Source organism: Yersinia intermedia (assembly GCF_900635455.1).
GTDB classification, from domain to species: domain Bacteria; phylum Pseudomonadota; class Gammaproteobacteria; order Enterobacterales; family Enterobacteriaceae; genus Yersinia; species Yersinia intermedia.
This window is the reverse complement of the sequence record NZ_LR134116.1, coordinates 1,875,407-1,888,274: the sequence shown is the minus strand read 5'-3', so window position 1 is coordinate 1,888,274 and position 12,868 is coordinate 1,875,407. Positions and strand designations below refer to the sequence as shown.

Here is a 12,868-nt window from a genome sequence, read left to right as displayed (position 1 = left end):
AAACATCATCTTCAAGAGAGGATGCCCAACATCCCTGATCATTTCATACTCTTCAAAAACATTATGCTAGCTTAACTATTAACAGCGTAATTAAGCGTAGCACAGATTCTTACACCTTCAATTTACAAGGGTAATGTCCAACTAAGGTTTATTGTCCCACTGCGAAAATTTGCATTTGCATTCTGCCGCCACGGGTAGCGAGTCCCGGTATAATTGCCATAAAAGAGCGACCAAGACCCCGGAGCGTAGCCAGACGTATAGCCAAAACTATAGGTGTAATCATAATTCCAAGGTTGCTGCTGGTTCTTGTCAGGGTAATAAAATGCGGACAAACGCAAAAAATAGTGTTGCTGTAGGGTATAGCCACAACTCCCTAAAAAACTGTTCTTATTTTCTTTGATGGTTGATGAAGCGTCAGAGAAATAACGTGGCACATAGCTATAGCCAACTTGACAAATCAGTGAGTCATCTTTGTTAATCAATAATGCGGACTCGACCGGCTTGGGTAAGTTAAATTTGTAACCCAGAGTCCAGGAGCCTTGTTCGAATCGTGTTCTTTGAGCACCAGCCGCAGGGAAAAAACTATTACTATCGTTGTAATTACCATAAACCAAGCTAAAAGTTCCTGGATGCCAATCGTCATAACCAAAACTATAAACAAAGTCGGTACTGTATTTACTGGTGTTTTGTAATGGAACTCGAACCGTCATATTGGCAAAAAGATAACTTATCGGGGAGTACTGCATACTAAAAAGCCCCCGCTGATTTACCTTGTATATTTCTTCCGAGGTATATTTCCCTGTAGGGACATTAACCATCTTTTTCTTAAGTGGCGAACTATAGGTTAATGCCGTTGAAAATGTGTTCTCATCACCAGAAAAAAGGCGTGACCAAGGGCTGGTAAATAATTTAATAGCTTGTGTGTTAGTCGTTTCACTCGCGGTCACCAGTGGGCAGAGAAATAGTCCACTAAGTAATACCGCAAGTGATTTGTAATGTTTCACTTAAAGTTGTCCTCCCCCCAGATATCCTTGCTATATCCACGAATAGTCCTATCGCTGGAAAACTCGCCCATACCACTTATCGTGTTTAATGCTCGCTTGTGCCAACTGTAAGTATCGCTATAGTCGGTCAATGCTTGATATTGAGCGTGACAATAACTGTCGAAATCAGCCAAATGGAAATAGTGGTCACCGTGACTCACCAGCATATGGAATATCGGTGAAAACAAGGCTTTATCGGCATGAAAAACACCTGAAATAAGTGAATCAACAGTCTCTTTAAGTTCTGTATTAGATAAATACTCGTCATATGATGACCGTCCTTTAGCTCTTTTCTCCGCAATTTGCTCCGCAGACAAGCCAAACACATAGAAATTCTCATGACCAACAGCATCTCTGATTTCAATATTAGCGCCATCTAGTGTTCCAATAGTTAACGCACCATTCATCGCCAATTTCATATTGCTGGTACCTGAGGCTTCAGTACCCGCAGTAGATATCTGCTCAGACAAGTCGGCGGCTGGAATAATATTTTCCGCTAGTGAGACTTTATAATCCTCTAAAAAAACCACTTTTAGTTGTTCATTGACTCTCGGATCATTATTCACTTTAAGAGCAACTTGATTGATTAACTGGATGATCAATTTAGCCATTGCATAACCCGGTGCAGCTTTGCCCGAGAAGATATGAACTTTCGGCGAAACAGCCCCTCTTCCATTCAGAATTTTCAGGTAAAGATTTATCACATAGAGAATGTTGAGTAATTGGCGTTTATATTCATGAATTCGCTTTATCTGGCAGTCGAACATAGCTTCAGGATTGATAATTATTCCTTGCTGACGAGTAATTATCTGACTCAATTTTATTTTATTAAATTTTTTGATTTCGGCGAGTTCGGCAATAACGTCACGTTCATTCGCTAACGACTTAAGTTTGGTCAGAAGAGTCAGGTCGGTAACCCATTCTTGACCTACGTGACAATCCAGGAACGCCGATAACCGGGGATTAGCCTGCTGAATCCAACGCCGAGGTGTAACACCGTTCGTTTGATTAGTGAATTTCTCAGGCATTAAATGATAAAAATCAGGTACAAGATTCGATTTAATTAATTCCGAATGAAGTTTAGCCACCCCATTAACTTTGTGACTACCAATAATAGCAAGATAGGCCATGCGCACTTTCTTTTCAGGCGTCTCTTCAATCAAAGACATTGATGCTAATAAATCTGCACGCTCAGGGCGCCATCTATGTATTTCCAGTAAGAAACGGCGATTGATCTCATAGATGATTTGTAGATGACGAGGTAATAACAATTCGAATAATTTAACCGACCACTTCTCTAACGCCTCTGGCATTAGCGTATGATTGGTGTAGGCGCAAACCCGTTGTGTTAAATCCCAAGCAATATCCCAATCAACAGTATGTTCATCCACCAATATTCTCATTAGCTCAACAATCGCCAGAGCCGGATGGGTATCATTAAGTTGAATGGCTACAAACTCAGGTAACTGATTTAGATCATTGGAAAGTAAGAAGAAATCATGCATAACATCACGTAATGTACAAGCCACCAAAAAGTACTCTTGTGTTAAGCGTAATTCCTTCCCTGCCAGCACCTCATCGGAGGGATAAAGTACTTTAGAAATATTCTCTGATGCAATTTTTTGATTAACAGCATTCAGATAATCACCATGATTAAAAATATGAATATCAAATGAATCTGAAGCACAAGCACTGTATAACCGCAACGAGTTTACGGTGTGATTATTGTACCCAGAAACCAGATAGTCGTGAGGCACACCAATAATTATTTTCCAATCCATCCACATTGGATTGTAATTTCCTTGCTGGTCTTCTACTTCAACTATGCGCCCATACAGCGGAATTATCATTGCCTGACTTTGATGTTCTATCAGCCAGGGTGAGTGTGCCGAATGCCAGTCATCAGGCTTCTCTACCTGTTGACCATCCTGAATTTGTTGGTGAAATAAGCCATACTCATACTTTATACCGTGACCAGAACCAGCAATATCTAAGGTTGCCATTGAATCAATGAAACATGCAGCCAAACGCCCTAATCCCCCATTACCTAATGCTGCATCTTCTTCACTTTTAACAATAACTTCAAAATCTACGCCAAGAGATTCTAGCGCAACTTTGGCTGTCTCCATCAGCCCTTGATTTATTAAGTTATTCCGTAGAGATTGACCAATCAGAAACTCCATAGAAATATAATAAATACGTTTTTTTCTTGCCTGATGATGCCGTTCTCGAGTGAGAAAATAATCATCCGTTTGGCTTCGTCGAACGACTAGCGCTAATGCGCTAAAGATGTCACTGGATGACGCAGTTGACAATGTCACTCCGAGAGAATACTTCAATTCATAAAGTATGCTATTACGTAACTTGCTAATCTGACCTTTATCTTGAGTCGATGGAGTATTTTTCATTTCTGCCCTTTTTACAAGATTGAGTCGAAAAATAAAAATCAGTTAGGAATGAATCTCCTACCGACATCATATTTTGCGAAAAGCCATAACATCATTAAGGCACAGAGATGAACCAGTGTGTTTAGCAACCAGGCACGATGCCATAAACCAAAGTCCACCAACTGATTAACCAGCAAAACAACATAAACATGGATAATAAAAACATACAAAGAATGTTGACCTAATGTTATTAAGAACCAACCACACACCTTGTTTATTGGTTTCCAAAAATAACTCAACACCAGATAACACGTTATCAGCAAACTAAAATCATTGATAACACGGAGTGGCCCTAGTGCATTCTTTGCAGCAAAATTCTGATAGAACCAATTAAATTCTTTCGCATTTATCGTATGGAGCATCGTGTTATAAGGCATAAATGGGTTGGTATGATTTTGTGCAATAAACATCATGACCATTGTGAATAACACAATAACTGACAAACTCCAAAATCCGGCCTGAGTACGGGCTAACGAAAGCAGCTCTTCTTTGTACCAGCCAATAGTCACCCCTAAGACATAAATAAATTGCCAAGCCAACAATGGAAAAGCAAACTCAAACTCTGCCGATGTAAATCGTATCCCCGTGAGATAATAGGTGATATATAAAACCAGCGATAACAATAACAACACACCGACCGACCGACGTTTCAATAGATAGAGAAAAAGAGGCGTTACCAACAACAGATAAAAATATAACCCCAAAATCTGGCTCTGATGTGGCCCAATCTGCAGGTAGAGCACCATGTTAAACCAGGATTCTTTTATCTGCTCGTAAAGTGGGTATAACGTATAACTAACCCCGGAAAAGCGATCGGTAAAATGGGTAACTTCAAAAGTATTTATAAAATTTAGTTTAGTTAGAAGCAAAATGCTAAGGATGATCACTATATTGACTACATATATTTTTGCTGCTCGTCGATACAATGAATAGCTTACAGTTAATAGCACTTCTTTTTTTAGACGCTGGCGATTGATTACGCCTATCATAAATCCAGAAAGAATAACAAACCCTTCAGCTCCAGTTGTCAGTCCAAAACGTTCCCAGGTAAAAAGATCCAATAACGACATCACTTCGATGTGAGCGACAACCATCATCACCAATGCAATACCCCGCAGTAGATCAATCCTTAGATCACGTTTATCCGATGACGTATAACGAAACGATTTTATCCAAACAGCAACGGCCCTAAATTTATCTTCCGATACAGCAAATGCGTGAATCATCCAATCACCCGCAGCCATCACCCACCAATAAAGAAGGACAGTTTCTACCCATCCACGTATTAGCCAACATCCTTATCTTTCATTAACATTAGAACTTTTTAACTATAGAACAATGTGAGTAACCCTACAATTTTAGGCGGAAGTGTAAAAAATATGCCGAATATTTATGCTTTGTGCCAGTAATATTTCAAGATGTGCAGGTTTCGCACCTAGTTTCAGACGTTTCCTCACCATTTTTAGGATCTGCGAAACAAAAAGCCAGATAACGTTTGACTGCAATCTGTGGCACAACTCGCATCGACTCATACTTAAATATAAGCGTGAGTTGATCTAATTTACAGGGAAAGGCCTGTACAGCGCGCACTTGAAATGGAAAAACACCTGTTTGGTACTCACGTCATCCAACTGACTTGTACCCTTGGTTTTGGGTGAAATCCATGTAAAAATCAGCGCTAACAGGCATAAAGGTCGGTATAACTATTGGTCGCAATCGCCTAGTACGAAGTACCTCTGGTGGAACTAGCTGTTCAGCCCCTATAGCATTTAACCTGAAAGAGCTTATCCTTAGCGGCTATTTACAATAGTGTAAAGTACATCGATGCCATTATGAATGCTGCCAATGTGTTTAAATATTTTAAATACTGAGAGTTGGGAACGACTATAATAGTAAAGAGAAAATTGAATTTTTGGTGGTTTTTAAGTAAAGGGATTTTTTGTTGAAAATCATGATAAGGGATCCAATGTGAACAGTTTAACCATTATAAATAAGATTGTTGCTTATGATTATAACAACGCGATCATCTATAACATAAATAAACCAGAAAAGTCAGTAAGTCTTTATGCTCCAACCAATGAATGTTTGTATATTCTTTTAGATCAGTATCCCAACGTTATACCGCAAAATTATTTTTTTGAACAAGCATGGGAAAAACAAGGTTTAACAACAACTAATAATAATTTTTACCAACATATTTCGATGATTAGGCGTGCATTTGAAGTTGTCGGACTGAATGGGGATATTATCCTTACCCTACCAAGACGCGGTTTATCCTTATCTAAAGACCTCGAAATAACCCATGAAGAAAAGAAAAGGCAGGATAAAAAAGAAGAAATAGTAATAGATGAAACTTCAAACAATGCAACAATCAACAACTCGATGCTTAGAGCAAGTTTGTGGGTAGTGGTTTCCATATTAATAATAACTTTGTTTTCAATTTTATTGTACAATAAAAAATCACCATATGAAAAATCTATCGAGAACTACAACCATGTAGAAGACATTGAATTATGCCATCTATTCTCATTATCAGAAGGTTATGATGTTAGCAATGTAAAAGAAATCATAAAAAATGAAAAAATAAATTGCAATAAAGTAAAAAACTTATACTACACCACCTACCCGATAATAAAAAGGGAGTCTTTGATTTATTGTGACGTGTTAAATAATACGCCGAAAAATTGTATATCCTATTTGATGATCAAGTAAGGGAATGTTATGAGAACATTGAAATACGTCGCCCCATTTATTTTTATCATTATCCTTTCTTTTATCATTATCTATACCTTTAATCGTAGTAATAACGCAAAAAATATAAAGTGCTACTCTATACTAAAAACTGAAAAAGTAAGCACTGCTGGCGTGGAGACTTTTTCTGGTGTGATTATATTCTCGTTTTTAGAAAAAACGGGTAGCATTACATCTAAAGCCGAACTGACTACAGCAAAAAATAATAAGTCCCTATTAACACAACAAATAAACTTCAAATATGATTCCTATGGTAACGAATACTCTATTCATGTTATTGGATTGACAGATGAAAAAATCATGGAGCACCTCCCACTGGAAACCAGTGACTATATGAAAAACATATTAAACTCTTATTTTGCCAACCCCAAGGATATAAAGTTATGGATTTACCCTGGTTTTAAAGGGGACTATGTTATTCATACAGAAGTCATTCCTTGGCTTTATTGCAATAAAATTCAAGAGTAAATAAAACAACCTGCATTACTGTTATTTTTATAATGATACAATAAAACCGTATGCACTGAGAAAATATAATATTAGTGAGCACGCATAATCACGATGTCAACATGTTAAGCCATTAGTCTCACTTTCTATGCATTCCCATCATTCCTTTCAGGACTGCTGAACAGTCCGACTAAAAATCAAAACTCCACTTATCCTAACCTCAACCTCAACCTCAACCTCAAATAAGCTAATGTAATGGACATGGCTCAATGCCATCCTTTAACTAAAAGCAATCATTTAGCAAATACAAATGAGTATAATCTGTACTTTTGAAGTATCTTTTTATCACTAAAATTACCTTAACTATCATTAATTTTATCACTTAAGGGAATTAAGAGTATATTCCACAACCAAATTTATATAAAAAATCATTTAAATTCAAGCCGTTACTAAAAAACTCACTTCACTGCACACACCGCATTAATTTCACCTCTATTTGCCTTAATAAATAATTCTTCATTTTAATTGTGTGGGTTATTCATTGATAATATACCTGAAATTTAGCGTTAACCGATGAACCACTGTCATGAGATAAATATTTCATACTTTACGGTTCATCTATGTTGTACGGAGAGTGAATATCTAAGCACATCACCTCCTTTACTAATCGTATCAATAGGCGATATTTTTGTTAATGATTAAATGTCACCAATGTAATTTGGTTTAATTTAACTATTGAATATTGTTTTTGCTAGCCGCAGTGAGAGCCAGACATGATTTTGACTAAAAACTCCGAGGTTTTCGTGTACCTAATTAGTGACGATATTTATGTTCATATCTCTCATGGAGTCATGATTCGCACTTACACGACCAGAAGGTTTAAAAATTATACCATTGATACGGTTATTCTTGGGACAGGAACACTGATGAGGCTGTTAACCTATTTACTGGAACATGCTAACAAGGATGTTATTTATTATCCCGATATTATGTCAAGTGTTTGGGATAATAACGGATTAGTGTCATCTTATAAGCGGTTAAGTCAGGTTATTATTGAATTGAAAAGTAAATTGGTTGAAATTGGACTACCTGCGGATTTTATTCAGATTATTCGCGGCCAGGGATATCGCATTGAAGAAAAAATGATTAAACCGCTTTCCTTTCGTAAGGAAAAATGTGAATTACGTGAGGTCTGCGTTGATCCTACGCCAAGTTCCTACTTCAATTAGAATTTCGGCATGATGAACACGCAGTTGAACACAAATGGCACTGTTGTAAAAACCACAACTCATTGCAGAGCCAGTTATCTTTGGCTTGAAGCGAGTAGAAGAAATAAAAATTGACATAACTAAGTGAGCGCGGTGGTTAATTTAGAGAGGTTTCCATCAGACCTGGCTGATCAAAATATTTGTTTAAGGCCACTTACAACAATATTGTTTGTATTAAAAATAAGATGCGAAAATTAATTTCACTTCGTTCAATGTTAGGATGATGAGCCAATAATTGTAGGAATTTTCAGATATTGAATGTGGAAAATGAACAGATGTTATGTAAAAGTCATTTCGCAAACCAATGATAGATTTTCGTTATACACTTTGGCGGCAAAAAAACCTTATATAACAACATGTTTTATGAGCTGTCATTTAGGTTCTTAAAAAAAACGCCAAAAAATATTTTATATAAGCATCTTTTATAAGTTTTTTTGTCAATCAAGTGAAAAAGCTGGCATTGGGACTAATATTTCATATTTTGTGAATTTATCAGATTTTTTACGTGTTTTTATCCGTTTAATGGTTTTTATACCTGAACACAAAGGCGATTTATTAACATTCACCCAGCTTACTTGACCGTAAGCGGCTTTTCACACGACTATTTTGAAAATAAATAGTTTGGCTATATTATTTGGCAACAGAAATATGGAAAGACAACAGACGATTTGTTAGTCAAACATGCTATGAATTTATATTAATTCTTTTAGCGTGATGAAATTATTATTGAGCACCATCAACCCAAGGTTATTTCTACTAGAAGGCTGTTTTAGTGACTAAACACAGCCTCTGGATTTAACCTTAATAGAGTACCTTTATTTAATAGATAATCGGGTGAATTAAATATGCCATTAATCATTCGCCAGGTACTTAATCCCATTAGGAAAATGTTAACATGAAAAAAATGAACAAAATTGCACTCGTTGTTGCCGGCCTGGCTTTATCCACCACAGCACTGGCTAATAACGTCATTCAATTCCAAGGCGAAGTAGCGGACCAAACGTGTGCCGTCACCATCGATGGTAATGCCTCCGCGCCATTGGTCCTGTTGCCAACGGTTCCCAGCTCATCACTTAGCGCTATCGGTGAGACTGCAGGACAAACACCGTTCACTGTCGGTCTGACCGGTTGCACCGCTAACGCCAGCGCCACGGCGATTAAAACCGTGTTTGTCGGTAACAACCTGACAGCAAACGGCCGTCTGGGCAACACCGGTACTGCCGGTCAAGTCTCACTGCAACTGGTTGATCCGATTTCACCTACTACCCCACTCGATCTGTCTGGCCAAACCGGTAGCGCGGGTCTTTCTCTGGCCGCTAACGCGACTGCCGCTAGCCATACTTTCGCCGTGCAATACTACGCCGAAGGTCCTGCCACCCCAGGCTCTGTTCTGGGAAGCGTACAATACTCAGTGTCTTACCAGTAATAAAAACAGCCCCTTCCGGTGCGATGGAGGGGGCTGCCTGCGAGGGTTCTTCCTGTGACGTTCAAATATTCAAGTGCCATGATCGGCGCGTTATCCACCCTAATGTTATTACTGGCTGTACCGGTGATGGCCAGTGTTGTGATGCTCAATACCCGGATAGTTTATCCCGCCGATGCGCCCTCACACACGGTACAACTTACCAATAATGACACTATTCCTTACGTGATGCAGATGTGGGCAGACATCAATAACCCGTCTTCAACACCCGAGAATGCCGATGGGCCGTTTGTTACCGTGCCGGCTTTGTTCCGCATTGAGCCGAAAACCGGTCAGTCTGTTCGATTGATGTTCACCGGCAAGGCACTGCCGCAGGATCGCGAATCGGTATTTTATCTGAACAGCGTACAAATACCGCCGAAAAATACGGCCAGTAATGCCGATAACCAGATGTTGGTGGTGTTACGCAATCGGGTCAAAGTGTTCTACCGCCCCAAAGGGATCACCGGCGGGCCTGAAGAGATTGCCGGGAAAATCCGCTTTTCGCTAAAACAGCAGGGCGCACAGTGGATACTGACCGCCACTAATGATTCCGGCTATTACGCCTCTTTTATCAACGCAACTGCGATGCTGGGCAGGACCGAAGTGCCATTCAAGGTCGGCATGGTGGCACCGAAGTCTCAAGCCAGTTGGGCGTCAGAAAAAAGTGCCCAGTCCGCTGCCGGTGCCCAGAAAATTAAGTTTACCTTGATCAATGATTACGGTGGTCACACTGATGCAGAAGCTCGTCTGAATTGACTGACAAACTTACCCGTCAGCACCCCAAATTTTATTGTTATGGGACCAAAGGAATGCAGATAAAAATAATAATATCCCCACGCCATTCCGATATTCGCCAGGGAAAGGCAATATTGCGTTGTCTGTCGACGAATATTCTCCCACTAAAATCACTGATACTGTGGCTTGGGGTGGTGTCATTCCCCCTATTGGCAGCAACGCCTGACAATCAGTTTGAGTTTGACGACAGCATGCTGGTTGGGAGTCTCACGACGCAAAAGAGCATTGCACGTTTTAACCATGCGAATACTGTAGAACCGGGAACGTATCAGGTTGATGTCTATATTAATGGCGATTTTCTGGCCCGAGAATCCGTGATTTTTGCTGCCGGGACGCAAGGCAAGGTGGCTGAGTGCCTGCCACCGGAGATGCTGTTGACGGCCGGTATCTTACCCGATGGCATCAAGGTAAAAACCGGCGATGTGACGTCGTGTTTGAGTCTGGAAGACCAGGTTGACGGGGCCCTCAGCCAGTTTGATTTTTCCCGGCTACGCCTCGATTTACAGGTACCTCAGGCCTTGATGAAACGTGAGGTACGCGGCGCGGTGCCGGAGGGTCATTTATCGGTGGGCGAAACCGTCGCCTTTACCAGTTATGACACAAATTATTATCGTACCAACGCGTCAGGCTCGACCACCGAGTCGACGTATCTGGGGTTGAATTCAGGGTTCAATCTAGGGCTGTGGCAATTTCGCCAACAGTCGAGTTTTACCCGTTACCTCAGTGACAACAGCCCAGGTAGCAGCCAGTGGAACGCAATACGGTCCTTTGTACAGCGCCCTCTCCCGTCGATAGGCAGCCAACTGACGCTGGGCGACAACTTCACTTCCGGTAGCCTTTTTAGCAGTCTGGGCTTTCGGGGTATACAGTTGGAAACGGATGATCGCATGGTGCCTGAGTCCCAACGCGGTTATGCCCCCACTATCCGAGGTGTCGCCTCGACCACCGCCAAGGTCAGCGTCAGCCAATCGGGTATGCAGATCTACCAAACCACTGTCGCCCCAGGTGCCTTTGTCATTGATGATTTGTACCCCACCAGTTTTCAGGGGGATTTAGTGGTTGAGGTACAGGAAGCGGATGGTCGTGTTTCCTCCTTTACCGTTCCCTTCTCAGCAGTACCTGACTCAATGCGGCCGGGGCACTCGCACATGAGTTTATCTGCCGGGCAAGTGCGTAACATCGGCAACAGCAATAATCTGTTTACGGATATGATCTATCAGGCTGGGTTGACCAACGCGGTCACGGCCAACACCGGTGTACGTATTTCTGATGGTTATCAGGCGTTACTGGGTGGTGCGGTATTGGCCAGTCAGTTCGGTGCATTGGGCCTCAATGCTGTGTATTCGCAAGCCGACCTGTGGGGCGACAAACTTAACGGCTGGCGGCTGGGGACCACTTACAGCCGGACCTTTATGCCGACATCGACTACATTGGCGCTAGCGGGTTACCGCTATTCCACGCAAGGCTATCGGGATCTGGCCGATGTGCTGGGGCTGCGTGCCGCGTATGACAACCATGACACGTGGTCCTCAAACACCTACCAACAAAGTAATCAGTTTGTGGCTACCGTCAGTCAGGGGCTGGGGGAATATGGGCAGCTCTATTTTTCCGGTTCAACCAGCAGTTATCGCTCGGACCGGGGCCGTGACACCCAATACCAGATGGCCTATTCACACCATTACCACACTATCAGTTATAACCTGTCACTCAGCCGTCAGCAGACCGGCAGTCTCCGTTACGGTATGTCGTCGGCAGACAATGTGAGTAATAGCAGCACACAGAATATTGCCATGCTTTCCGTTTCTATTCCTCTGGGCGCAGGGCCGCGATCGCCGATACTCTCGACCGGTATGAGCCATACCACCGGTGACACCGGCAGTACCCACTACCAGAGTGCACTGACAGGCACCCTCGGGGAAGACCAACGCCTTAGCTACACGGTCAATGGCGCGTTCGAGCCTGGTGGTACCGGCAGCAGTGTGGGCGCCAACATGACCCAACAGATGTCCGTAGCCACCGTGGGAGGCAGTTTCTCTCAAGGTAAGAATTATACCCAAGGCGGGGGAAGTGTCCGTGGGTCTGCGGTATTGCACAGCGATGGTGTGACCTTCGGCCCTTATCTTGGCGATACATTTGCGCTGATCGAAGCACAAGGCGTGAAAGGTGCTGAGGTGATGAACGGGATGGGCGCGAAGATTAACAACGCCGGTTATGCCATCGTCCCGTCACTGGTGCCTTATCGCTACAACGACATCAGTTTGGATGCCAAGGGGATCGAAAACCCGAATGTCGAACTTAATGAGAATCAACAGCGCATCGCGCCCTATGCAGGCTCAGTGGTAAAAATCCACTTCAAAACGTTGGAGGGATATGCACTGCTCATTAAATTGCCTGAGGCACAACGGGGCAATTTGCCGCTGGGCAGCAACGTGTATGACCGCAACAACGCTGTCGTGGGGCTGGTCGGTCAGGGGAACCAAATCTACGCGCGTGCCGCAGGCAAGCAGGGACAACTGCGAGTGAAATGGGGTGAGGCGGCCAGTGAGCAGTGCACCCTCAACTACGACCTGCAGGGTCAGGACATGAAACAATCATTGTATCGTCTGGCGTTGCCGTGCAACAGCCAGTGATATTCAGAGAGAAACCGGAGAG

Annotated in this window: 9 protein-coding genes; 6 read left to right on the top strand and 3 right to left on the bottom strand. The window is 42.1% G+C overall.

What is annotated here, in order from left to right:
* Positions 1 to 122 precede the first annotated feature (122 nt).
* From EL015_RS08605 to opgC, 3 genes are read right to left on the bottom strand one after another with little or no spacing between them, the layout of a single operon-like run.
* Positions 123 to 947 (bottom strand): hypothetical protein, encoded by an 825-nt coding sequence (locus EL015_RS08605; RefSeq protein ID WP_005184544.1) that lies wholly within the window; start codon positions 945 to 947, stop codon positions 123 to 125.
* A gap of 53 nt (positions 948 to 1,000) precedes the next feature.
* Positions 1,001 to 3,451 carry a glycogen/starch/alpha-glucan phosphorylase gene (locus EL015_RS08600; protein WP_050413738.1) on the bottom strand — a complete coding sequence of 817 codons (2,451 nt, stop codon included), beginning with the start codon at positions 3,449 to 3,451 and terminating at the stop codon, positions 1,001 to 1,003.
* A 38-nt stretch (positions 3,452 to 3,489) separates the two neighbouring features.
* Positions 3,490 to 4,716, bottom strand: a complete 1,227-nt coding sequence (opgC, locus tag EL015_RS08595; RefSeq protein WP_050413743.1) for an OpgC domain-containing protein — start codon at positions 4,714 to 4,716, stop codon at positions 3,490 to 3,492.
* 742 nt (positions 4,717 to 5,458) lie between these two features.
* On the opposite strand from opgC, the gene EL015_RS08590 reads away from it, so the two are divergent.
* The 6 genes from EL015_RS08590 (at position 5,459) to EL015_RS08565 (ending at position 12,846) form a co-directional block, all read left to right on the top strand.
* The gene (locus EL015_RS08590) at positions 5,459 to 6,202 is read left to right on the top strand and encodes a winged helix-turn-helix domain-containing protein (protein ID WP_005184550.1); all 744 of its coding nucleotides are present in this window, start codon (positions 5,459 to 5,461) and stop codon (positions 6,200 to 6,202) included.
* Positions 6,203 to 6,211: 9 nt separating this feature from the next.
* The gene (locus tag EL015_RS08585) at positions 6,212 to 6,709 is read left to right on the top strand and encodes a hypothetical protein (RefSeq protein WP_005184553.1); all 498 of its coding nucleotides are present in this window, start codon (positions 6,212 to 6,214) and stop codon (positions 6,707 to 6,709) included.
* A gap of 752 nt (positions 6,710 to 7,461) precedes the next feature.
* The gene (locus tag EL015_RS08580) at positions 7,462 to 7,917 is read left to right on the top strand and encodes a winged helix-turn-helix domain-containing protein (RefSeq protein ID WP_080547907.1); all 456 of its coding nucleotides are present in this window, start codon (positions 7,462 to 7,464) and stop codon (positions 7,915 to 7,917) included.
* 943 nt (positions 7,918 to 8,860) lie between these two features.
* Complete coding sequence (locus EL015_RS08575; protein ID WP_032906203.1) at positions 8,861 to 9,382, top strand: fimbrial protein; 522 nt, start codon at positions 8,861 to 8,863, stop codon at positions 9,380 to 9,382.
* Positions 9,383 to 9,436: 54 nt separating this feature from the next.
* On the top strand, positions 9,437 to 10,177 hold the full coding sequence (locus EL015_RS08570) for a fimbrial biogenesis chaperone (protein ID WP_230830739.1): 741 nt from the start codon (positions 9,437 to 9,439) through the stop codon (positions 10,175 to 10,177).
* 53 nt (positions 10,178 to 10,230) lie between these two features.
* Positions 10,231 to 12,846 (top strand): fimbria/pilus outer membrane usher protein, encoded by a 2,616-nt coding sequence (locus tag EL015_RS08565; protein WP_005184571.1) that lies wholly within the window; start codon positions 10,231 to 10,233, stop codon positions 12,844 to 12,846.
* The last annotated feature ends 22 nt before the right edge of the window (positions 12,847 to 12,868 follow it).